We start from the raw sequence: 21,119 nt of genomic DNA, 5'->3' as shown, positions 1-21,119 counted from the left end.
ATTTTTGGAGCAGAATCTGGTGGTAACCAACTGGCGAGCCGCTTGCAGCAAGGTTCTTGGTCAGCGTCAGTCTCTGCGCCAGAGCATTTCTGCAAGCCGTTGATGAGGGGGAAGGCATGTAGGAGGGTCGGCTTGGGCACAAGGCCAGCCCACGCTGCAAATTCCCGACCTGACCGGAATACCTTCGCATCGCCCATCATCGCGACCGCTGCGATGCCGCCGAGGCACCGTCATCAGAACTGACGAACGTGCCCAGCGACGGGTGGCCCCATCATGGAAAGCAACCACCGGCATCTCGGCTACGTACTGGTCGCCAACAGCGCAGCGCAACCGGGGACTCGAGGACAACAAGACCTGAACTCCGGAAGTGCTTTACACCGCGTGTGATCCGTCGAGCCTTGGATTCATGACGATTGAGGGAACTGGCGACTTTCGAGCCAGCCATGATTCAACTTGGTCGTAGGCCCATAGGGACGGTCCCCTGGCAGGCGCAGCAGCGGCATCGCCGGAACGCGCGTGCGCGCGGGCAAGGGCATGCGAACACATGCGGCCATATTGCCGGAGCATGGCTGTGTCCCGGTACTCGATCACGGCCGACAACTTCATGTCTCGCAGCTGGCGTACATAGTAGTCGCGTCCGTTCCGGCCCCTTGTCCAGCCCAGGAAAACGTCGCTGGCGGCTTGCATGAGTCGTTGCCCCACGATCACACGCTGGCCATGGTTGGCATACAGTCTTTTCCCAGCGTAGGGTACAAGCACCGACGCACGCGCTTCCTTTACCTGGAGGAACAGCGGATCGTTGTCCGCGGCAAGGAACAGCCCAGGCCGCACATCGTGCCGACGCTGCCCACGCCGACGACCTTGATGGCCATGTCGAAGAAGTCGAACCGGTCGAACAGCACACGGATATGCTCGGCAAGGCTTTCCCGATATGACGCGATAGGCTGCAGATCAGGTCCGCCAGCAGGTGATCAATGAATGATATCGCCGGCCCCAAACGGTCAATATGCATTCATACCCTGGATCATGCCGATGTCCCCGATTTCCAGCATGCAGGCTTTTCCGGTCAGCAGATCCGAGGATCCGGCGTTCGCTGAAAGACGGTTTGGCGGCTCGGACCTACAATAGCTAGGTGGGCATTTCTTGGGCACATTGAGTGCCATAGGAGGACGTAAGATGGCAACGACACCCATGGGTCACGCGCCGCCAGACCCTCACCGGCAGAATGTCTTCCTTGATTCGTGCGCTTTCGATCCCAGATCCGCCCCGGAGGACCGGGCTTCAAAGGAAATATTCGAACGCCACGAGAATGGTCAGCTCCTGGGCCTGAAGATCGCGCATTCCATGCCCAAGGAGAACGAGTATCCGAATACGCCAGACTGGGTCAAGCGTGCAGCGGCAGGCGTACTTTATGCCGTTGACGTCAGCCTGACACCCGACGAACAGGCGGATAGGGATCGGATACTCGAGGTCCTAGCCGGCAACGGCAGCCGGGACCAGATGCGCCAGGATGCGACCCATGTGTTCGAAGCATCAAAGTACACGGGCTACTTTGTCACCACCGACGAGCGCATCCTGAAAAAGAAGAACGAGCTGAAAAACATCTGCGCCGCCAGGATCCTCAAGCCGTCCGAGTTTCTTTCGCTCGTTCAGGAGTACGAGACCAGCGGTGGATAATCCGGGGTATGTTCATAACGCCACCTGCGCGCGTCCGACGGTTCGGAAGCAAACCGCCGGACGCGCGTTGGATACCGGCTACAGGGATGCGATGAACTCTTTCCAGGGCGTGCACTGCAGCGCTTCCGTGCTCGCATGCCCGTAGGCACGGATGAGCATGGTGATCGCCGTCATGCCGTCGGTCCAGATGAAGCGCCCCTTGAGCCGGCCGGGCGCTTACCTTGCTCGCCCCATATGGTCGGCCTGGCATGCGACAGCGGCATCTGAGCGGTGCCCAATCTGTAATTTCACGATCCCGAAATTATGGGCTGTAGTAGTGGCGGCTGCTGTATGGTGCAATGAATTGGGACGCAAAGGTCGGTCTGCATCTGAGATGCAAGCCATAAGGCCGTTCGGTGCCGCTTTGCAGAAGTCACGAACCCCTTGGTGGCCCAAAAATTCCGCATTGCGACCCAATCTATTGCACCTTGAGGCCTCTTCCTCAGCAAAGATTCCTCAACCCCGCAAGACTTGAAAAGGCACAGCCACGCCCGATTCGAGGGACGGAAATGGCGGAATGTGGGAACGCATGCCGTAGCGGTAGGAATGAGGCCCAACGCAAAGCTTGGAAATCATGTGCCATCTGTCGCACCAAGCCGGAAACGACTCCCAAGGCTGCCGCGAGCATGTTCCACGGAGGTGGAAGGAGAACAGGCCCTTGCGGCACGGCAAGGATTCTCGGCCGCCTCCGATCGTCTTTTCGCGACCCTGAGCCGCCGGTCGAGGTTTTCAAAAGCGAGGTTCGCCATAACAATCGAGGTCGGAGAAACCGCCGTTCGCTACACCAACGCGTTGGCTCTTTTGAAAAATGAGTGGGTTATGCGGCATGCGGGTTGATCGCGGAGAAGTCGAGCTTTCCGGCGATCAGGAAGATAACGGTGCGCATGGTTTTGAAGCTCACATAACCGCGAGCCTTACGCTTGGCGGCTTGGAACAGGCCGTTGAGCGCCTCCAGGAAGCCATTGGTCTGGCGCGTCTGGGTCCATGCAACGATGCCGTCGAAATGCTTGCGGATCATGCGCGCGACCTCCTTCATTGGCTCGACATTGGATCGCATGACGTTCGTGCACCACTGCTCGAGTATTGCAGAAACAACGTTGATCTGCTTGCGCTCAAGGATGTCGCGCAACTGCTCGCGATACAGCCAGGCACGGGCAGTGCGTTTGGTCGTGACGTTGGCGATCAACGCGTCGAGATCGGCACGCTGTGCGGCTGGCAAGCCGTCGCGATCCTTGAGCAGCGTCCAGCGCAGGCCTTTGAGGCTTGGATCGGTCTTCTGTTCGATACGCCGGGTCTTGTCCACGGCTGCCGAAGCGTGAGCCACGACATGGAACTTGTCGAAGGTGATGCGCGCGTTGGGCAAATGCTCGCCGACGCCCTTGATGAATGCCGGCGACATGTCGATACTGACCACCCCGATCTGCTCAGGCGCAGCGTTGTGCTCGCGCAGATGTTCAGCGAACTTGCCAACTGTGGCAGCATCCTTGCCTTCGGTCACAAACACGACCTTACGCGCGTCGGCATCAGCGACAAGCGTCAGGTAGTTGTGACCGCGCCTGTAGGACGTTTCGTCAACGGCGGCAGCGGTCATGTCGGCCAGATCGAGTTCGGCCACCGCGAGGTCGACATAGCGCTCGCAGATAGCGTACACGCGATGCCACGACTCACCCACCGTTCTGGCTACAGCAGAAAACGGCATCTGCTGCGCAAGCGCCACCACCATGGCTTCAAACAGCAACGTGAAGCCAGAGAGCTTGCCAGCCCAGTCCGGCTCGACCAACGCCACGCGGCCGTCGGGAAGCTTCACGCGTGGCGTGCGGACTTCCAGATAGCAGTCGTGCTCGAAGAAGTTCAGGTGCCGATAGCGTTTGGTCACTGTGTCGTGAACCGGGTGCCCACCGGCGACCTCCGGGTGGGAAAAGCGGCTGCCGGCGACAAAGTCAATCTGGATCGTCAACGTCTTGGTTTGCGCGTTGAAGTCGACTTCCCGGACGAACCACGGATCGCTTACGCCAAGGGCTGCTTCAAACAGTTTGCTATGCATCGCTCGTGTTGCTCTTTACCTGAAACCCGCCACGATACCACCCACTTGAAATTCAAAAGAGGCACCTTTCTCGTCGGTCAGCAGGAGCTGCTCGCGCAGAAGACCGCCTTGCAGGTAGCGGGAAAGACCCAGATCGTCGCGCGCCTGATGGTGGAGGAGATGTCCTTCTACGGCATCCGTAATGCGGAGGACGTGGCGACATGTCTGAATGGATACGATCAGACGGCATATCCTGAGGGCAGCCAATGGAGCTTTACGCGATTCTATGTTCCTGAGGCTTTTGACGCCGGCTACAGACTGGTCAGCGACGCCAGCGCGCTCTGGCAGGCGTTCGAGATCGCACACCACAAGGCGAATCTGCCGGGGCAGCTTGCGCTCCCGATGGAATCCTTCGCGCGGGCGGTCGAGATCGTGCTCAAGGATAGTGAAGAGAAGGACGATCCGGGCTATCGTCCTGATCCTGCCTTGTGGGCCTATGCGGTACGGCATTCCGGCTATGTCCAGTCACGTCATGCCACCGGTCGCGTGCTCGTCGCTGCCTAGCGGAATGTTGCTCAGCACGCCGAGGTTTCCGATTCTCACGCTCGACGAGGCTAAGCTGACGCCGGCCCTGGGTTACCTCTTCCACCGAAGGTGGATCGATCCATACGAGTCGCTCGTTTCGATCCTGTGGAAATTCGAGAAGGCAAATTCGTTGTCGGGGAGGGTGCTTGCGCATTTGATGGGACCGGACATCGACCCTTATGAGGGCCTCGTACCGGAGCTCGGGGTCGTCGATATCGATCGATTGCATGCCGTACTTGGCTTGCCGAAAACAACGTTGCGTGAGGCGCTGCTCGCGCCGACCAGCGGCGACGCTTCAGCGCGACATTTCGTCACTGTCGTTGCTGTATCGCGCATGGCTATCACAGTGTCGTGCATCAGGTCGAAACTGTCTATCGGTGTCCAGCGCACCATTGCGCGCTCGAATCGGCATGTCGGAGCTGTGGGTATGAAGCGCCGTATCGCGTGAACGTGCAGCTTCTCGAAACACCATACCGTTGCTCGCAGTGCCGTGCAAGCTATGGTGGGCATGGGTGGCGGCCCACCGAGGCTCGGCCAATGACAGCAGGGTACCGCAAAGCGCTGGCGCGGAAATATGTGGGGAGTGCGTTGGGGTTGTGATCGTGCCCCTTCGACTTGGACGCTCGCTCACGCGTACTCGGTGGAGCGCGGTCGGGGACCCCATCGGGCGTTCACATCGGCGCAGAAAGCTGGCGCATCCAGGCCGGTGGGTACGGCAGCCGGTGACACTTTCGCTTCGTTTCATCCAAGTTATTGAACCGTAAGGAAAATTTTCCAGTGCTGTGCCCTTGGCGGGCAGAGGTGGCACTTTTGCTTGCGAACCGGTGGCACTCTTGCTTCGGTATACGGGACCAGAGTTTCCGCGAAGTCGACAGCACACGCTACCACGGTGTTAGCGGCGGTGTAAAAGCGCGCTTTTTTGGCGGCACAATGTTGGGCGGATCTGTCAACACTAAAGGGGCTCGTTGAGCCCCTTTATTGCCGGCATGGGTAGTGTCAGAAGGGATCGTCGACGGTGTGATGCGGTGGCTGCGTGGGACCGTTGTACCAGGGTACGCGGTAGCGCCGGATCTGCGCGGCGTAGGTGCGACTGAACCAGAGGTAGAAGTCCTCGAGGAAGAACTCGATCATGTAGGCAGCCTCATCGGAGAGTTGTGGCAACGGCAGCCGCTCATGCTGCCCAGTGTATTTAAGGGCCGGGTTAATAACCTTGGCCTGAACAACCGGAGCCGAGGGGATGAGCGCGCAGATCATTGATGACGAGCTGTGGGCACTGATAGAACCTTTGCTACCGCCGGCGAAACCGCGACGCAGGAAATACCCAGGGGCGACGCCCGGTTTCGAACCGAGCTGCACTGAACGGCATCCTGTTCGTGTTCAAGACTGGGATACGCTGGTGCGACCTGTCGACCAAGTTGGGATTCGGTTCGGGGCCCACCTGCTGGAGACGCTTGCGCGACTGGCAGAAAGCCGGTGTGTGGTAGCGATTGCACGAGCTACTGCTGGCGAAGTTACGCGAGGTCGGCGAACTAGATTTCTCGCGAGCAGCCGTCGATTCATCGTCGGTGCGAGCCGTTGGGGCGGGCGAAAAACTGGTTCGAACCCCACGGATCGCTCGCGACCTGGTTCCAAGCATCACATCCTCGTCGATGCGAATGGCGTCCCCATCAGTGCAATCCTGACCGGCGCGAACCGCAACGACGTCACCCAATTGCTGCCGCTCTTTGACGCGATCCCACCAATTCGCGGCGTGCGCGGTCTGTCGCTTCAGAAGCCCAAAGTCATCTGCGCAGTCAGCGGCTTCGCGAGCGCGGCATCAAACCGGTGATCGCCAGGCGCCGGACCGAACACGGCAGTGGTCTGGGCAAATTCCGCTGGGTTGTCGATCGTACTCATGTGTGCCTTCACAACTTCCGCCGTCTTCGTATTCGCTTCGAACGTCGGCCCGACATTCATGAAGTCTTCCACGGCGTTGTTGCATAAGTCGAGTTTAAAAACATGAGTTCCCACGGGTGGCAAAACTCAGGCGATGCGGACGGACTGCGGGCGTGCAAGCTCGACCATGCGGTTGAGCACGCCCACGCGGATGGACACCTCGGTGGCCTGGGAGCCGTTCTCGCGCGCCCACAGGCTGTGTCCGGTGAGCGTCTTGAGCCGGTACATCAAGTTCTCGGCCAGCGAGCGCTTGTGGTATCCCGTGGCTTGGCTGCCGCGACAGCCTCATCTCGCGCATCCGCTTCTTGAGCTCTGCGCCGAGATCCGGAAGAGATGCGCGGGGGCAAGTGTTTGTCCGCCAAGCAGATCTACTATTTCGCGACGCTGGGCCGCCTATCGGAAGGCGGGGGCGGCGAGCAGTGCGAGAGTCCAACGTCCGCTCAGCAAATCGTCTCGCGTGTGTAAGACCACGGTTCTGAACATGACGGAGATGAATGCAACGGAGCGCGAATGGGCGATTGTGAGGGTCCTACGTCCGCTGGGGACGGGTCCCCTCTCGGGTCAGCAAGCTAAGAAGGCTGGCGAACTGCTGGGAGTCCATAGGTCTACGATTTACCGCTTGCGCCGGCTATTTCTCGCGAATCCTGTGGCGAGCGCGTTGATACGTCATGACCCAGGTCCCAAGGGTGGGGATCGGCGTCTAGCCGCGGCGGTCGAGAAAATTGTGAGTGACGTGCTTACCGATTGGCTGCCGCGACAGCGTCATCTCGCGCATCCGCTTCTCGAGCTTTGCGTCGAAATCCGGAAGCGATGCGCAGGAGCAAGTGTTAGTCCGCCAAGCAGACCTACCATTTCAAGGCGTTGGGCCGCCCAACGGCAAGCGCAGGCCGAGAGCAGGGCGAGAGTCCGGGTACGTCGCCGCGTCACAGAGAGTACGACAGGAGGTATAGGCCATGGTCTTGCCGATCCTTGTGTTGGAGCTGGCTGAGCCCGACCCCGAGTATGTGCCGATCCCGCGCGAACGCGAGGCATTTCCACCGCCAACGAGCAAGCGCGATAAACTCATCCGCTACTGGCGCCAGATTCTGGGCCGCCGAGCGTTTATCGCCGACAGCGGGCGCTATCAGACCCGTGCCTCGGGCGGCTGGACCTGCGAGGCGATGGCCGGCTGCGACTCGAGTGCGTTGCTGCAGGACAGCGAGCATTTGACGAGATTATTGCTGCGCCGGGCCTGGGCAAAGGTGCCGCGTCGCCAACGGATAATGATCCGTCGCGCCGTTCGATGTTTCGATCCGAACAAGCCCGCCATCAAGGTGGCAGCCGCTCAGGTCAACGCTGTGGCGTGGCTGCTCGCCGCGATGCACTGGAACGGCTGTCGGCATCCCAACGCTCTTTGGTGCAAACCTCTGCATCCGCATACCGGAGTGGTGCGTTGGCTCAGCGGCTTTGACGTTGTTGAACAGCATGAGCATTCGCGTGAGATCCTCACGAAGCTGGCGGAAAGGGTGGGGTGCGTCGAACGGCAACCGCCAGATCGTTGTTGCGATGAAGGCCGACCGGCAAGTTGTCGCGTTGCTGCGTGAATTGCTGCAGTGAAGATTTTTAGTCGTGAGAGAAGAAATGGGCGCTTCCCGCGGCGCGTACTAGCATTACTACGTAAACGTACTGCCTTTACGGGTCTCCCGCACTTTGTGTGACGGCCGAATCGAGGGCTTGATTTCCGGCCGGTTTGGCCGTACGTTGATCGTTACCATGAGGCAAGTTCTCGGTGGCATCGATCGTATTCTCGCCCGTGTGGGCAAGCGCTTCGTCTCTAGCGACGCGTGCGGGGAGACCATTACTGTCGAAGCTTGCAGTACGGTTCGCGCGGCACCTTGTCCTGCCTGCCATCGTTGGAGTCACCGACTCCACGGCCGCTATGTGCGTAGACTGGAAGAACGTCCGGTGCTCGAGCAGCGGGTCGTTCTCGCTATTGAGGTGCGTCGCTTCAAATGTACGAACGCCAATTGTCCCCGTCGTACGTTTGCCGAGAACATCCACGCCTTGGCCGGTCGGTATCAACGTCGTACGCGATCGCAAGCTCGGGCGCTACACGCGCTGGGCCACGCCCTCGGTGGTGAGGCGGCGGCCCGGCTTGCTGGCTTATTGGGCTTGCGCACGAGTGCCGACACCGTGCTGCGGGAATTGCGCAGAGCACCTGAGCACAAACCACTACCACCATACTTCTTATTGAAGAACGTGGGCGAGCCCGTCAGCTCGTCCCTGCCGCACGAACTCACGCGCCCTGCGATGGCGGCCGGACTCGCAAATCCAGCAATACAAGCAGACCTGTCATTCAGTTCGGCTTCAACACCCGCAGCCGCAGAAGCTCAATATTCGCGCGGCCATACATTTGGCGCTTGAGAAGCTTGAGCCGGTTGACATGACCCTCGGTCTGGCCATTGCTCCATGGCAACTTGAATGCGGCCCGCACCGCCGGGAGGTCGGCGCGCAGGCTCTGCGCGAATCGACGCATTTCCGCAGCGTCGCAGCACGACAGACGTCCCAACCATCGATCGAACTGCCGCAGCCTTCGCCGGTGCATGAGTCCAAGAAACTCTCGCGCGAGGCTGCGGACCTCGCCCACCACTGGTTCGATCTTGCACAGCGCCTGCACGAAGCGCTCGTGGTCCGCGCTCTTTGGCTCCTCGACGGCGAGGTTCTTCCATCCAACAAGCCATCCGAACACGCGCCGGGCCGACGGAATCGGCATCGTACGCGCGGGTACTTGGACAAGCGGTGCCTTGCCCTGCGGAAAGAGAAGCCGGGTCACGCAACTCTGCACGGTGGCGGGACTGCCCTTATAGCCTCGCTGCTTGAGTTCTTGCCAGATTAGCTCAGGAAAGCGACAGCCCTGAGCGACTCGTTCCTCGATAGTCGCGATAGCGATCCAAAGGCGTCGGACCCCGCGCCTTCGGCGCGCGCTCGGGGAATGCCCCCGCGTGGACGAACTTCAGCACGGTTGCACTGCTCATTGAGAATTCGCGCGCGATTCCTCTTATCGTGCAACCTTGGGCACGTAGCGCCATCACCCGCCATGACCTCAGTGCGTTGAAGCGGCTTAGCCCGCCGCCCCGCCGGCCCAGGGCCACCCTACCGACCTCGATTTGCTGCGCGGCTTGGCGCAGTTGTGGCCCGAGTCGGTAAAGCAGCCTCTCGACGTTGTCGCGCAAATTGCTCAGCAGATGCCAGCGATCCGAAACTTGCTTGGCTGCCGGCAGCGCGAGGTCGGCCGCCTCAGAGTAGGCCCCGGCCCGGTCCCTGGCGACGTCCCTACCGGCGAACACTTCGATCGGCTCACGTCGCTCCAGGTCGACGATGATCGTTCCGTACTGGTGGCCGCGCGCGATCGCCCAGTCATCGATGCCGACGACCCGCGGTGATGGTTCGCGCTTCGGGAAAGACGAGGGCAAGGTCCTCCACGCGAATTCGCCATCGTCACACAAATTGCGGAAGACCCGCGATTACTACAGTTCACGTCGGGGAATGCTCCGGCCTTGACGTACTTCTGCACGGTTGCTGCGCTGATTGAGAGTTCGCGCGCGATTCCTCTGATCGTGCCGCCCTGGGCGCGCAGCGCCATCACCTCCTTATACAACGCTAGCCGCTTGGCGCGTCGCTGAGCGCTCAGACGCTCCCATGACCGTTGTGAGCTTCGGCGCAGACCCTGCCGGCCCAGGGTCACCTTACTGACGTTTACTTGCTGGGCGGCTTGGCGCAGTTGTGGCCCGAGTCGGTATAGCAGCCGCTCGACGTTGTCGCGCAGGTTGCTCAGCAGATGCCAGCGATCCGAGACTTGCTTGGCCGCCGGCAGCGCGAGGTCGACCGCTTCGGAATAGGCCCCGGCCCGGTCCCTGGCGACGATCTCGATCGATGGGTGCGCACGCATCCACGCAGCCACCGTAATGGCGTCCCTACCGGCGAACACTTCGATCGGCTCACGTCGCTCCAAGTCGACGATGATCGTTCCGCACTGGTGACCGCGCTATCGCCCAGTCATCGATGCAGACGACCCGCGGTTGTGGTTTGCGCTTGCGCTCAGGTACTCTGCGCAATTCTCGCAGCACGGTGTCGGCACTGGTGCGCAAGCCCAAGGCGTCGGCAAGCCGGGCTGCTGCCTCACCACCGAGGGCGTGGCCCAGCGCGTGCAACGCCCGAGCCTGCGATCGCGTACGACGTTGATACCGATCGGCCAAGGCGTGGATGTTCTCGGCAAACGTACGGCGAGGGCAGTTGGCGTTCATACACTTGAAGCGACGTACCTCAATGGCGAGAACGACCCGCTGCTCGAGCATTGGACGTTCTTCCAGCTTGCGCACATAGCGGCCGTGGAGTCGGTGACTCCAACTATGGCAGGCCGGGCACGGTGCCCTGCGAACTGTGCTGCGGGCTTCGAAAGTAATGGTCTCCCCTTGCACTTCGCTGGAGACGAAACGCTTGCCTACACGGGCGAGAATACGATCGATCCCACCGAGAACTTGCCTCATGGTAACGATCAACGTAGACCAAACCGGCCGGAAATCAAGGCCTTGACTCGGCCGTCACACAAAGTGCGGGAGACCCCTCTCTACTACACTTCACGGCAGGTCAGGGTCGCGGCTTTGAACGGGGAACTCTCACCTGATCGCATCTCGGCGCTCGAGCTCGCGGCCTCGCGTCACAGCCAATCCATCGGGCCAGCATCGCCGAACTGGCACCAGGCGCCGCACCGAAAAAGCCGCGACATGCTCGCGGAAAGTTGGGGCGCCTAACGAAATCGGCCTCCCCAACATTTGCACGCTCTCAATAAGTACCGAGATTAATTACTACAGTTCACGGCTGGCAAGCACAGCCCCGTGAACACTAATCCCCGGATGGGAAGTCGCCAGGTCCTGGGCCATCGAGGACGCGGGCCAGCAAGTCCCGTGCTGGGGCGGTCCCGTCCAGGTGGCGGTTGACCCGGCGAACGACGCGCCAGCCGAGCCCCACGCCTGGCGTGCGTACGAGCGACAGGCGCGAGGCAGCCAGGCGCACCATCTTCACTCCATCCTCCTCCTGCGCGAACACGGTGAAGTGCTGCGTCGCGATGGCGCGGTCGCCATTGATGACGACATGTGGCAGTGTGCTTGCGTGGGCGGAGCCTCCGCCCAGGAGACCGTGGTGGAAATCGCTGTCGAACGCCTTCTGCAATCCGGCATGGCCGTGGAAGGATCCGAGCGCATTCTCGTAGGTACAGTCCTCGCGCCAGAGTTTCCAGATCACATCCATCGCGCTGGCATCGGCCGCCAGGCCGTAGGCCGAAATCACCTGGTAGATCGTCAGTTGATCTTCGATGCGGGCCAGGCGTTCTTCCTGGGTTTGGCCGCCCTGTCCTGGACTTGCCACGGACGTCGTGACGTTGGATGCTTCAAGCATGGAGTTGTGTTCCTTTGAGTGGGCCGGACGGCGGAAGCAGTCTCCGCCGGTGGTCTTGTTCGATGCAGCCACAAGGGAGCGGCGCATGTCGAAGGTACGCCGATCCGAAGCCTTGCACAGTCCCTCAATCGGGGGACCGGTTCGCTGGCCCGCAGAGCCGCGTGGTGCGCGCACCTTGCGTGCATTGAAGAGGGAGGCGAATGGATCCGGAGATCACTGGAGACGGCTTCGGGCTCATCACGGGCCGCTTCAACAAGGCGCCGCGTTCTGGTCGTGGCGCTTCAATGCACCGCTACCCACGCTGCGGCGGCGTAAAGATAGCCGCGCCAGGCGCTCCACTGCTCCAGGTACCAGTGCATCAGCTCGCGTTCGCTGCCGATCTGCAGCTGTGAAACAAGTATGTCACTCCGGAATCCGGCTGGAACCCACGTCGAATATGGCACCGGACGAATTCGTCGCGATGGATCGTCGTGCTTCCATTTGATTGGCTTGGGATCCGTGTTGTGTTGACGGATATAGCGCATGAGCTTGCAAGCCAGATCCTTCACCGAGGCGGAGATCCCACGTGCGATGACATCGCGCTGAATGCGCGCGAACCAGTTCTCCACTTGATTGAGCCAGGACGAATAAGGCGGCGTGTAGTGCAACCGGACATTGCAATGCTCACTGAGGAAGGTACGTACCAGGTCCGTCTTGTGACTGCTGACGTTGTCGCAGATCAGGTGGATTTCCTGCTCCGCCCCTGACTGGCGACAACGTCAGTCAGGAACGCGACGAATTGCTCGCTGGTATGGCGCGGTGCGGTCTTGCCGATTACCTGCCCGTTTGTCGGTATTGAGTGCGGCAAACAGACTGAGCGTGCCGTTGCGCTTGTATTCAAAGCCATGACTTTCGGCGCGCCCAGGCGACAGCGGCAACATTGCGATCCTGGGCCTGAATGGCGGCTTTTCCCGTCCACGCAGAACGCCACTGCATGCGCTGGCGGGCTCAGATACAGCCCAATCACGTCCTCAGTCTTGATCTCGAAGTCCGGATAAGTGTCGACGGATTGAATGGCATGGCCGAGCAATTGTTTGGTCTGCGCGGATCAGCTTGACGCACTGCGCCGGCCACGACGACGCTGGCGCGTTAATTTCGCTTCGCTCCGCATCAGTGAGCGTCGATCCGACGCGGGCTCGTCAGCGGCTGATAATAGCAGCCGTGCCAGGCGCTCCACTGAGCCAAGTACCAGGTCAGCAATTCGCGCTCCGTTCCGATGTGGATTCGCTGGTACGCGCGTTTGCGATAGGTCTTGACGCTCTCTTCGCCGATCCCGAGATCCAGCGAGATGCCGACCGAGGACATTCCGTAGAGGATGCGCGCGCACACTTCCATTTCACGGCGCGGTAGGTCGCACTTCGAGACAAGGCACTGCTCGATCTCCTCCAGCGATGTGAGCGCCGCTGCCACATTCGGCCTTTGTGCGGTCACGTCGGCATGCTTGGCTAGCATGGCAAGCAGCATGTCCGCCACGGCGGCAACATGCTGGATCGACTGGGCATCGAACTCCAGATGCGGGTCGGAGCGCAGTATGCTGATGCTGTACGACTTATCTTGTTTGCGGCCGCACATCAGCAGGCGGTCACACACATACGGGTATAGGACTGGCCGGATGTCTGCATACATCCGGTGTGCCAAGTCAAGGTGAATGATGTTGCTCTTACCGTGCTGCCGTAGCGACGCCTGAACTTGCGCCATGGCAGGATCTCGGCGCCAGAAGTCCCCGACATAACGGTCCACGAACGCCCCCGAGGGCCGGCTTGAGTCGGAGCTGCCGAAAGTCAGTTGATGAATGCCACCATCTTCAATCCGGAATGCCGCAAAATGGTCGGCGCCGCACACCTCATTAAGGAAGCCGATCACCGCGTCGCCAAACCGATCGCTGCCAATGGCTTCGATCACCGTGGGCAGCACATTGAAGGGGGGGGCGGTGGAGCGATGCGCCTGATTATTCAGCATGGTGGTTCAAAAGCACTGCAAAGAGCAGCTATCCGGCATAGCTTCCGTGCATCGTAGGTCAATTTCCGACGCCGGCAAATGCATGCTAACCCTAGCAATCGCCCGTGGCCCTCCCTCAGTCGTATCGATTGCGTACGCTCCTGATCATGTCGATCAACGCAACATTGACATCTCGACCTTCGGCGCGGGCAGTTTCCTTGCAGTCGAGCCAAAGCTTGAGGTCTGCGTAGCCCTGTTCGGTGTGGCGATTCCATTCCGCGTCCAGCGGTGTTGTGATCTCGAGCCGCAAGCCGGCTGGGTCATGGAAGTAAATCGAGAGGATGAGTCCTTTGTGATCGGTCGGACCGATCACGTCCACGTCATTTGCCCTGAGCCATGCATGCCATTTCATCACCTCGGCACGGTCCTTCACCTGCAGAGCGACGTGGTTGAATATGTCGTGTGCGGGGTGCGTCGCCTTGGCCGGCGCCGGGACTCCCGGAGCCTCGAAGAATGCGAGCGTCGAGCCATCGCCCATGCGGAAAAAGATGTGGAAGTAGGGAATCCGGTCACCCGTGGATGGCACATGGTCATCAAACACGGTACTGGCTAGTTCCATGCCCATAATGCGGGTATAGAAGTCGGCAGTGGCGGCCACGTCTGGGGTCAACCAGGCGGCGTGATTAAGCATCATTGGTGTGAGCCCGGGATTAATTCGGGCGCCAGTCGGGCGCGACGGGCTCGGGGCGGGGGCTTGCATGGTAGAGGATCTCCAGAATTGCGCGTGGTAGCTATTGGCTTCCCACAAGGTGGTTGCGGATGAACCGTAGTGTCAGGACGTCGGCACCAGTCGTCTGTCCCCTGTCAGAGGTACGCAGAGACCTCCGGCCGGGTCGGTGCCGTCTGATGCCGAACAAGCGGCTCGCGCTTTCAGTTGGTATCGCTCTGCCAGATCGCGCGGCATGATAAATCCTGCGCTTTTTCGCGGCCCCAATCTGGGGCGCTGACATCAGTCCCCTTGTGAAGGGACTGACCGGTGCGTCGCGATCGATGACTATGGATTCACTGGGACGAAAGCCCGCAATCTCTGGAGCAGGGAAGGCGGATGGGTGTGGCATCTGCGGTGCGACTTGCTGGGTAGGTAACTAGCATCTGCCGCCGCGTTCAGCCAACGTTCGATCCCGGAAACACCACTACAAAAACTGGAGACACATCATGCCCCGGCTGCTTCCTGCACTCGTCACTGTCATGGGCTCGCTAGCTGTGAGTCCGCTGGCCCATGCCCAAGACACGATCAAGCTGAAGATCGCCGACTACATGGCCAGCAGCCACTATCTCACCGAGAAGGCACTGAAGCCGTGGATGCAGGAGATCACCGCGGCGACCAACGGTAAGATTGCCTTCGAGCACTATCCTTCCCAACAGCTTGGGAAGTCCACGGACTCGATGCGTCTTGTCCAGACGGGGGTCGCGCAGATCGCCAACATTAACCCATCCATGGCCGGCGACAAGCTCGAACTCTCGGGCGTCGCCGAGCTGCCAGGCCTCTTCGAAACGTCGTGTCAGGGCACGATGGCCTATATGAAGGCGGCCAAGACCGCTCCGCTCGCCGAAGAATTCAAAGCGAATGGCATCCACCTGCTATACGCCGTCGTCTTCCGTGATTTGCAGTTGTTTTCGCGCGGCAAGGCCGTTGACTCGCTAGCTGGCGTCAAAGGGGAAAAGATTATGGCCCCGATGAGGGCCACGGAAGTGATGCTGAACAAGGAGGGCGCCGTGGCGCAAAGGCTATCGAGCGGCGCCGAGGCCTACCAAGCGTTGCAGCGCGGCTCCGTCGATTCCGTCGTCATGAATCCTGAGTCGATCTATGTCTATGACATGGTATCGCTCACCAAATTCGCGACCGAAAACGGCAAGTTCGGGCAACTGGTGACACTCTACGGCATCAACATGCAAACCTGGAACAGCCTTGATGCTGCCACACGGGCCGCAATCGATGCCGCATCGGAAAAGGCGGCCAAGCGCGGCTGCCAGGCTGTCGATGACGGCTTTGTCACCGTATTTAAGCGATTCCGGAAGGACGGCGTCAAGGTAAAGGTATTCGATGCCACCGAACTGGAGGCTTTCAAGAAAGCCGCTGACGAGACCGCGAGGCAGTGGGTGGACGGCATGAGCCGGCACAACAAGAAGGGGACGGAGGCCCTTGCTGTCATCCAATCCTCCATGACTGCTGCGAAATGAGAAACATGGGCACCATCCAGATGGTAGGGGAGCCTGCCAACCATCCACCGAGCGCGTTCGAGCGGTCGTTGTTAGCAGCGCATGCATGGCAGCAGCGACTCGAGCACCTGTTTGAATTGATTGCCTTTCTAGCCTTACTGTTTGCAATGCTATTGATTAGCGCAGATACGTTAGGGCGCTATGCGTTTCATGCGCCAGTCCGCTGGGCCACCGAGAGTTTGCAGCTTTACGTGCTGCCGGCCATCTTTTTCTTCGGCCTCGGCGTGTCGATCGCCAGGCGCGGTCATGTAGTCGTTGATCTGCTGGTGAGCCATGCGCCAATGCGGCTGCGACAGGCGTCCGGATTGCTGGGCAGTTTGCTGGGCGTCTTGCTTTTCGGACTCATCCTTGTGGTAAGTGTTCAACAATTGCAGGAGGTGGTCGCCAGTCGCGAAGTCAATCCGGGCGTATTCGACTGGCCGGTATGGCCGACGTTTGCGCTCTGCTGTGCCGGTTGTTTGGTCGCCGGTCTGCGCCTGGCACTGATGTCCGTATTGCAGTTCGCGGCGATGCTTGGTTTCGCACCGGCGCTGCATCCACTTGTTGCTCCCGTTGCCCATGAGGTGTTCGAATGACTCCTGCTATGCTTGTATTCCCAATGCTGGCCCTGATTGCCGTTGCCGTTCCGGTGGGGGTGGCAATGGGTGTGACCGGCATAGCCGGACTGTTTCAGAGCGTGGGCTGGACCGCATTGAAGGGTGTGCTGTCCACCGCTCCGCTGAGCGCGGTCAGTACGTATGAGCTTCTTACCATCCCGATGTTCCTGCTCATGGCGGAGTTCATCCTGCTGAGTGGCGTCGCCGACGAGATCTTCGAAGCCTTGCGGGCTTGGGTAGGTCGGCTGCCTGCCGGCCTCGCCATCGCGACTACGTTTGCAGGTGCTGCGTTTGGTGCGATCTGCGGCACGAGCACTGCTTCCGCGGCGACACTTTCCTCGACCACATTGCCCGCGATGATCCGGCAAGGCTACGAGCCCAAACTGGCGTCAGGCGTAGTCGCCATCTCGGGGACCATCGCGATGCTGGTACCCCCGTCGGTAGCGCTGATCCTCTTCGGTCTGATCGCTGAAGTCAGCATCGGCAAGCTTCTGATCGCCTGCCTGGTGCCGGCCTTGCTGGTGACGCTAACCATTGTTGCCACCATCCTGTTCCTGGTCTGGCAAGAACCTTCACGCGCGCCCCGCGGCGAGGCGGTGCCTTTCTCGGTCAAGCTCCGGAAGCTCAAGGTCACCATACCGGTGCTTTTTCTGTTCGGGCTGGTTACCGGTAGCATCTACATGGGCATCGGTTCGGTCACGGAGGCCTCAGCAGTCGGGGCCTTGGGCGGCATGCTGCTGGTTGCGCAAAGGCGGCGCTTGACCATGCCGGGGCTGCGCACTGCGCTTAGCCGGTCGCTGGCCGGCACCTGCATGATCTTCATGATTATCATGGGCGCGTCCCTGTTCACCTATTTCTTCGCCGTGACGCAAGTGACGCAGGATCTGGTGAGCTGGACCGCGTCCCTGCCGGTCAACCGCTGGTTCGTCATCGTGATGTTGCTGCTTGGATATATCGTTCTTGGCTGCTTCATGGACCAGGTTGCCATCTTGGTGCTGACCGTGCCGGTGGTAATTCCAGTGATCAAGGCCCTGGGCTTCGACCCGGTCTGGTTTGGCATCATCAAGGTAGTGACCGCCGAGGTGGGAATGATTACACCGCCGCTCGGACTCAATTGCTTCATCGTTGCCAAGTATGCCAAGCGGCCAGTCGGCGAGGTTTTCCGTGGAACCTGGCCACACTTTCTTGCGCACCTTGTCGTCATCGCAGTGCTGACGGCGTTCCCGCAACTTACGTTGTGGCTGCCGCAACAGATGAAGTAGGAGAAGTTGGCGCAATCCGTAACCCACATCCGAGGGGGCGGGCAGTTGCCCATTCAAACCGGGAAGAGATAATGAAGATCACTAACATTGTCTGCACGCCGTTCGCCGTGCCACTGCGCAAGCCATTGCACTTCGCCCTGGCAACGATGACGGTAACCGAGCACGTGCTGGTTGAAGTACACACCGATGCGGGTATCGTCGGTGTGGCCGAAGCCCCGTCTAGTACAACATCCCGCAAATACCTTTAATAATTATTGGGCTGTAAATAGGGCTCCAGGAGCGTGACGATCAACTGGGCCATCTCGTCGAGTGTGCCGGTGCCAGGCAGTGGCTCCCAACGCCCACTGTGGGTACGAAAGGCGGCTCCATAGCGTTGGCGGCCGAGCTCGGTCAGTCGAGCCACCACGCTCGGCTCCTCGTCGTCCAGACGTTTGATCAGCAGGTGACGTCCGTAGGCTTGCGTGATGATCTGCTCGTGGCCGAGCAAGCTGCGCAGTTGCCGCTGCAATTCGGCAGCGTAGTGTTTGGCGGGTAAGGCTGGCATGTCGATTCTCGATTACGATGCGCCGGTTTGCAGTGGATAGCCCCGGAAGCTCCATTTGAACGGGCGGGCCACCTGATTGTGCGCGCCGACAAACTGCTCGGTGCGTTCGCACAGGTGCGCGATGCTGGTATGGCTCGCATGGCGCAGCACTCGGCGCGTGTAGCAGGCAAACCAGAGCTCGATCTGATTGACCCAACTCGCGTGCAACGGCGTGAAGTGGAAGTGAATCCGCCCATCGTGCCGCGCGTTGAACGCCTGCCAGACGGCTTCGGCGCGATGCGTGTTGAGGTTATCCCACACCACGTGCACCTGCTTGTCCGGGTACGCGCTTGCGACGCGCTCCATGAAGGCGACCAGATCATCCTGGGTGCGCCGGTCGCGGCATTCTGCCAGCACCTGTCCGGTATGGACGTCCAGCGCAGCAATCAACGCCTGCGTGCCGTGACGAATGTATTCAAACTCACGACGACGCAGCCGCCCCGGCACGGGCGCGCGTCCCGGGTACTTGCGCTCGATGGCCTGAATTCCGGTTTTCTCGTCGATACTGAGCACCACCGCGTTGCGAGGCGCCTTACGGTACAGCTTGCAAATTCCGTTGACCTTCTCGCGAAAGGCCGGATCCGGGCTGTGTAGCCATTGCTGGACCCGGTGCGGACGCACGTCGCCGGCCTGCAGAATGCGCTGCACCTGGCTGCGGCTGATCTGCCCGACGACACCGCGCTCCACGGCGCGGGCCACAATCTCGTCGAGCGTAGGCGTAACCCGTCCCTCAGGTTCCTGCGTTTCACACGCCAGCGCGATCAACTGTAGCCGCGCCTCGTGCGTGATGCGTGGCGGACGGCCACTACGCTCGCCCTCGCGAATGCCTTGGGCACCGTGCTTGGCAATGCGCTTACGCCACAGGCAGACCGTTTGTACCGATACATCCAATTCCCGCGCAATGACGGTATTGGAGTGGCCCTCGTGGGCCCACAACGCGATTCGTGCGCGCATGATATCTCGCTGCGCAGCCGTCTTGCGTTCGATCAGTGATAACAATTCCTGTTGTTCTTTCTTCGCCAGCTTCACTGGCGTTGCTTGGCGGCCTCGGCTCATCCCGCCATGATATCCGAGGCGATTAATTATTCAACCTATTTACGGGATGTTGTACTAGGCCCTGGGCGGGGTTCTACGGGGAATCGCTGGCGAGCATCATTTATGCGATTGAGCGCTGGTTCGCCCCGGGCCTAGTTGGAATGGACCCGTTCTCGCTCGAGCGAGCTTGGTCGGTCTTGTCGCTGGTCGAGCACAATAACGCTGCGAAGGCCGCGATCGACATTGCCTTGCATGACATTATCGGGCAGGCGGCTGGTGTTTCATGCCGCAGGCTCATGGGGGGCTGGGGGGACTCGTTGCGCATGGCCTACATATGTGGCGCGGGAGGGCCGGATCAGCTCGTGGAGGAAATCAGCGAGATCCGCGATCGATATGGTATCGATGCCTTCAAGCTGAAGGTCGGCGTCGACCCGGCCCAGGACGAACGGACGCTTCTGTATGTGCGCCGGAAACTGCCCGACATTGAATTGAATATCGACGGGAACCAGGCCCTCACCATGCAAGACGGATTGAGGCTGATGAAAGTTGCTGCCGAATGCTGCGTGGCATGGATTGAGGAACCCTGCTCGGTTCATGACCGTGCAGGGCGGGCTCGCCTTGCTGCTGTGGCGCCCGTGCCGATCCTTGGCGACGAAAGCTGCCGCACGCCGGAGGAGGTGGCAAGGGAATTGGCTGATGGAGCAGTTCACATGGTGTCGATCAAGACGGCCCGGACTGGATTCCGCCAGTCCGGGCAGTTGCTCGCCATCGCGGCAGCGGCACGTGCCGGTTGTGTGGTCGCATCACATGCCGACTCCGGCGTGGGCTTGATTGCTGGCTGGCATTTCGCGGCAGCCCACCGTGCGACCCACCAGCGCGCGACCGAACTGAGCTTCAATCTGCACTACACGGACGACGTACTTGCAGAGCCGCTGCGCATCAGTGGCGGACGCATGGCGCACCCTGAATCCCCGGGCCTTGGCATCGTTATCGATCGGGACAAGCTCGAGCGCTACAGAGTCCGATGACAACGGCGCTTCGCGGGCGGGTCCCCCTCAAAAGGGACTTCACCGCGTCCGGCTGCAGGATACCGTTGACGAACAGCCTTCGCGTACCAGCCCTAAACCAAACTCAGAACGAACAGGAGACATTCCTATGCTTCAAGTCAGACCACTTCACGAACGCTTTGGCGCCGAGGTCCTGAACTTCGACTTTTCCCGCGAGATTACGGAGGATCAAGCCAGAGAGATTCTTGACCTCAGTGACCAGTACTTCCTTCTCCTGTTCCGCGGCAAGGCGGTCAGCGAGGCGCAGCAGGTGGCCTTCAGCAAGGCACTCGGCCCGGTGGTTCCCCCTGTTGAGCGCGCCTTTGCGTCGGCAACGAACCCCCTAGATTCCTTGACTGAATTGATTGCGTAGTGATTGAGCCAAGTTTTTCTACGCGGCGATTTTGACCTGATCGCACCAGGTTTTGACGGCCTGTTCGGCGGTGCGGAAGCTGCGTTGCAAAGCCGCTGGCGAGGCCGCAGGCGCTTGAGGGCTAACCAATGCGAGGCCGGGCCGCAAGATGCGCGAGTAGACGCGTGTATAGAACAGGGCCGTGCGCAACCCCAGGTTCGTGAGGTGGTAGCGGTGGGTCTTAGGCACTCGCTCGATCAGGCCATGCAGGCGCAGGCGTCGCAACTCGTAGCTCA

At 60.4% G+C, this 21,119-nt stretch carries 18 protein-coding genes and 10 pseudogenes; 12 read left to right on the top strand and 16 right to left on the bottom strand.

The window, feature by feature from the left end:
- Positions 1 to 125 precede the first annotated feature (125 nt).
- Both AC3WL8_RS36995 and AC3WL8_RS36990 read right to left on the bottom strand, forming a co-directional pair.
- Positions 126 to 224, bottom strand: a pseudogene (locus AC3WL8_RS36995) (transposase); the annotation flags it as partial.
- A gap of 271 nt (positions 225 to 495) precedes the next feature.
- Positions 496 to 947, bottom strand: a pseudogene (locus AC3WL8_RS36990) (DUF2252 family protein); the annotation flags it as partial.
- A 229-nt stretch (positions 948 to 1,176) separates the two neighbouring features.
- Between AC3WL8_RS36990 and AC3WL8_RS36985 the strand changes: the two are divergent.
- Positions 1,177 to 1,677 (top strand): hypothetical protein, encoded by a 501-nt coding sequence (locus AC3WL8_RS36985; RefSeq protein WP_492379978.1) that lies wholly within the window; start codon positions 1,177 to 1,179, stop codon positions 1,675 to 1,677.
- Positions 1,678 to 2,533: 856 nt separating this feature from the next.
- Here AC3WL8_RS36985 and AC3WL8_RS36980 read toward each other — a convergent pair.
- Positions 2,534 to 3,760, bottom strand: a complete 1,227-nt coding sequence (locus AC3WL8_RS36980) for an ISL3 family transposase (protein WP_492379977.1) — start codon at positions 3,758 to 3,760, stop codon at positions 2,534 to 2,536.
- 48 nt (positions 3,761 to 3,808) lie between these two features.
- On the opposite strand from AC3WL8_RS36980, the pseudogene AC3WL8_RS36975 reads away from it, so the two are divergent.
- Both AC3WL8_RS36975 and AC3WL8_RS36970 read left to right on the top strand, forming a co-directional pair.
- Positions 3,809 to 4,303: pseudogene (locus AC3WL8_RS36975) on the top strand (hypothetical protein); the annotation flags it as partial.
- Positions 4,272 to 4,924: pseudogene (locus AC3WL8_RS36970) on the top strand (hypothetical protein). The pseudogenes AC3WL8_RS36975 and AC3WL8_RS36970, both read left to right, overlap by 32 nt.
- A 396-nt stretch (positions 4,925 to 5,320) precedes the next feature.
- Here AC3WL8_RS36970 and AC3WL8_RS36965 read toward each other — a convergent pair.
- The gene (locus AC3WL8_RS36965) at positions 5,321 to 5,485 is read right to left on the bottom strand and encodes a hypothetical protein (protein ID WP_492379976.1); all 165 of its coding nucleotides are present in this window, start codon (positions 5,483 to 5,485) and stop codon (positions 5,321 to 5,323) included.
- Between the two features lie 76 nt (positions 5,486 to 5,561).
- Here AC3WL8_RS36965 and AC3WL8_RS36960 point away from each other — a divergent pair.
- Positions 5,562 to 6,307, top strand: a pseudogene (locus AC3WL8_RS36960) (IS5 family transposase).
- Between the two features lie 39 nt (positions 6,308 to 6,346).
- On the opposite strand, the pseudogene AC3WL8_RS36955 reads toward AC3WL8_RS36960, so the two are convergent.
- A pseudogene (locus tag AC3WL8_RS36955) lies at positions 6,347 to 6,526 on the bottom strand (IS5/IS1182 family transposase); the annotation flags it as partial.
- Positions 6,527 to 7,212: 686 nt separating this feature from the next.
- On the opposite strand from AC3WL8_RS36955, the gene AC3WL8_RS36950 reads away from it, so the two are divergent.
- On the top strand, positions 7,213 to 7,842 hold the full coding sequence (locus tag AC3WL8_RS36950; protein WP_492379975.1) for a hypothetical protein: 630 nt from the start codon (positions 7,213 to 7,215) through the stop codon (positions 7,840 to 7,842).
- A gap of 169 nt (positions 7,843 to 8,011) precedes the next feature.
- Positions 8,012 to 8,476 (top strand): annotated as a pseudogene (locus tag AC3WL8_RS36945) (ISL3 family transposase); the annotation flags it as partial.
- A 118-nt stretch (positions 8,477 to 8,594) separates the two neighbouring features.
- On the opposite strand, the gene AC3WL8_RS36940 reads toward AC3WL8_RS36945, so the two are convergent.
- The 8 genes and pseudogenes from AC3WL8_RS36940 to AC3WL8_RS36905 all read right to left on the bottom strand — a co-directional run bounded on the left by AC3WL8_RS36940 (position 8,595) and on the right by AC3WL8_RS36905 (position 14,429).
- The gene (locus AC3WL8_RS36940; protein WP_492379974.1) at positions 8,595 to 9,071 is read right to left on the bottom strand and encodes an ISL3 family transposase; all 477 of its coding nucleotides are present in this window, start codon (positions 9,069 to 9,071) and stop codon (positions 8,595 to 8,597) included.
- A 64-nt stretch (positions 9,072 to 9,135) separates the two neighbouring features.
- Complete coding sequence (locus AC3WL8_RS36935) at positions 9,136 to 9,711, bottom strand: hypothetical protein (RefSeq protein WP_492379988.1); 576 nt, start codon at positions 9,709 to 9,711, stop codon at positions 9,136 to 9,138.
- Positions 9,712 to 10,001: 290 nt separating this feature from the next.
- Positions 10,002 to 10,226, bottom strand: a pseudogene (locus AC3WL8_RS36930) (transposase); the annotation flags it as partial.
- A 10-nt stretch (positions 10,227 to 10,236) separates the two neighbouring features.
- A complete protein-coding gene (locus AC3WL8_RS36925; RefSeq protein ID WP_492379973.1) occupies positions 10,237 to 10,785 on the bottom strand; it encodes a transposase family protein in 549 nt (182 codons plus the stop codon).
- Between the two features lie 355 nt (positions 10,786 to 11,140).
- Positions 11,141 to 11,692, bottom strand: a complete 552-nt coding sequence (locus tag AC3WL8_RS36920; RefSeq protein WP_492379972.1) for a nuclear transport factor 2 family protein — start codon at positions 11,690 to 11,692, stop codon at positions 11,141 to 11,143.
- A gap of 440 nt (positions 11,693 to 12,132) precedes the next feature.
- Positions 12,133 to 12,737: pseudogene (locus AC3WL8_RS36915) on the bottom strand (IS630 family transposase); the annotation flags it as partial.
- Between the two features lie 104 nt (positions 12,738 to 12,841).
- A complete protein-coding gene (locus AC3WL8_RS36910) occupies positions 12,842 to 13,690 on the bottom strand; it encodes a helix-turn-helix transcriptional regulator (RefSeq protein ID WP_492379971.1) in 849 nt (282 codons plus the stop codon).
- A gap of 115 nt (positions 13,691 to 13,805) precedes the next feature.
- Complete coding sequence (locus tag AC3WL8_RS36905; protein WP_492379970.1) at positions 13,806 to 14,429, bottom strand: VOC family protein; 624 nt, start codon at positions 14,427 to 14,429, stop codon at positions 13,806 to 13,808.
- Positions 14,430 to 14,884: 455 nt separating this feature from the next.
- Here AC3WL8_RS36905 and dctP point away from each other — a divergent pair, with 455 nt between their 5' ends.
- The 4 genes from dctP (at position 14,885) to AC3WL8_RS36885 (ending at position 18,055) form a co-directional block, all read left to right on the top strand.
- A complete protein-coding gene (dctP, locus tag AC3WL8_RS36900; RefSeq protein ID WP_492379969.1) occupies positions 14,885 to 15,910 on the top strand; it encodes a TRAP transporter substrate-binding protein DctP in 1,026 nt (341 codons plus the stop codon).
- Between the two features lie 5 nt (positions 15,911 to 15,915).
- The gene (locus AC3WL8_RS36895; RefSeq protein ID WP_492379968.1) at positions 15,916 to 16,524 is read left to right on the top strand and encodes a TRAP transporter small permease subunit; all 609 of its coding nucleotides are present in this window, start codon (positions 15,916 to 15,918) and stop codon (positions 16,522 to 16,524) included.
- A 23-nt stretch (positions 16,525 to 16,547) separates the two neighbouring features.
- On the top strand, positions 16,548 to 17,807 hold the full coding sequence (locus tag AC3WL8_RS36890) for a TRAP transporter large permease (RefSeq protein WP_492379967.1): 1,260 nt from the start codon (positions 16,548 to 16,550) through the stop codon (positions 17,805 to 17,807).
- 71 nt (positions 17,808 to 17,878) lie between these two features.
- The gene (locus AC3WL8_RS36885; RefSeq protein ID WP_492379966.1) at positions 17,879 to 18,055 is read left to right on the top strand and encodes a hypothetical protein; all 177 of its coding nucleotides are present in this window, start codon (positions 17,879 to 17,881) and stop codon (positions 18,053 to 18,055) included.
- Here AC3WL8_RS36885 and AC3WL8_RS36880 read toward each other — a convergent pair.
- A complete protein-coding gene (locus tag AC3WL8_RS36880; protein WP_492379965.1) occupies positions 18,052 to 18,351 on the bottom strand; it encodes a hypothetical protein in 300 nt (99 codons plus the stop codon). The genes AC3WL8_RS36885 and AC3WL8_RS36880 overlap by 4 nt on opposite strands.
- A gap of 12 nt (positions 18,352 to 18,363) precedes the next feature.
- Positions 18,364 to 19,446, bottom strand: coding sequence for an IS630 family transposase (locus tag AC3WL8_RS36875; RefSeq protein ID WP_492379964.1), 1,083 nt, complete (start codon positions 19,444 to 19,446; stop codon positions 18,364 to 18,366).
- 86 nt (positions 19,447 to 19,532) lie between these two features.
- On the opposite strand from AC3WL8_RS36875, the gene AC3WL8_RS36870 reads away from it, so the two are divergent.
- Positions 19,533 to 20,453, top strand: a complete 921-nt coding sequence (locus AC3WL8_RS36870; protein WP_492379987.1) for a mandelate racemase/muconate lactonizing enzyme family protein — start codon at positions 19,533 to 19,535, stop codon at positions 20,451 to 20,453.
- A gap of 127 nt (positions 20,454 to 20,580) precedes the next feature.
- The gene (locus AC3WL8_RS36865; RefSeq protein WP_492379963.1) at positions 20,581 to 20,844 is read left to right on the top strand and encodes a TauD/TfdA dioxygenase family protein; all 264 of its coding nucleotides are present in this window, start codon (positions 20,581 to 20,583) and stop codon (positions 20,842 to 20,844) included.
- A gap of 18 nt (positions 20,845 to 20,862) precedes the next feature.
- On the opposite strand, the pseudogene AC3WL8_RS36860 reads toward AC3WL8_RS36865, so the two are convergent.
- A pseudogene (locus AC3WL8_RS36860) lies at positions 20,863 to 21,119 on the bottom strand (hypothetical protein); the annotation flags it as partial.

The organism is Cupriavidus sp. FW305-F7 (genome assembly GCF_058782875.1).
The sequence above is the reverse complement of the archived record's forward strand: the minus strand, read 5'-3'. Positions and strand labels throughout refer to the sequence as shown.

What these genes read in the sequence shown, in the direction of transcription:
- AC3WL8_RS36985 (WP_492379978.1), top strand. Translation starts at nt 1,177, where the DNA reads ATGGCAACGACACCCATGGGTCACGCGCCGCCAGACCCTCACCGGCAG.
- AC3WL8_RS36980 (WP_492379977.1), bottom strand. Translation starts at nt 3,760, where the DNA reads ATGCATAGCAAACTGTTTGAAGCAGCCCTTGGCGTAAGCGATCCGTGG.
- AC3WL8_RS36950 (WP_492379975.1), top strand. Translation starts at nt 7,213, where the DNA reads ATGGTCTTGCCGATCCTTGTGTTGGAGCTGGCTGAGCCCGACCCCGAG.
- AC3WL8_RS36925 (WP_492379973.1), bottom strand. Translation starts at nt 10,785, where the DNA reads ATGAGGCAAGTTCTCGGTGGGATCGATCGTATTCTCGCCCGTGTAGGC.
- AC3WL8_RS36920 (WP_492379972.1), bottom strand. Translation starts at nt 11,692, where the DNA reads ATGCTTGAAGCATCCAACGTCACGACGTCCGTGGCAAGTCCAGGACAG.
- AC3WL8_RS36910 (WP_492379971.1), bottom strand. Translation starts at nt 13,690, where the DNA reads ATGCTGAATAATCAGGCGCATCGCTCCACCGCCCCCCCCTTCAATGTG.
- AC3WL8_RS36905 (WP_492379970.1), bottom strand. Translation starts at nt 14,429, where the DNA reads ATGCAAGCCCCCGCCCCGAGCCCGTCGCGCCCGACTGGCGCCCGAATT.
- dctP (WP_492379969.1), top strand. Translation starts at nt 14,885, where the DNA reads ATGCCCCGGCTGCTTCCTGCACTCGTCACTGTCATGGGCTCGCTAGCT.
- AC3WL8_RS36895 (WP_492379968.1), top strand. Translation starts at nt 15,916, where the DNA reads ATGGGCACCATCCAGATGGTAGGGGAGCCTGCCAACCATCCACCGAGC.
- AC3WL8_RS36890 (WP_492379967.1), top strand. Translation starts at nt 16,548, where the DNA reads ATGCTGGCCCTGATTGCCGTTGCCGTTCCGGTGGGGGTGGCAATGGGT.
- AC3WL8_RS36885 (WP_492379966.1), top strand. Translation starts at nt 17,879, where the DNA reads ATGAAGATCACTAACATTGTCTGCACGCCGTTCGCCGTGCCACTGCGC.
- AC3WL8_RS36880 (WP_492379965.1), bottom strand. Translation starts at nt 18,351, where the DNA reads ATGCCAGCCTTACCCGCCAAACACTACGCTGCCGAATTGCAGCGGCAA.
- AC3WL8_RS36875 (WP_492379964.1), bottom strand. Translation starts at nt 19,446, where the DNA reads ATGAGCCGAGGCCGCCAAGCAACGCCAGTGAAGCTGGCGAAGAAAGAA.
- AC3WL8_RS36865 (WP_492379963.1), top strand. Translation starts at nt 20,581, where the DNA reads ATGCTTCAAGTCAGACCACTTCACGAACGCTTTGGCGCCGAGGTCCTG.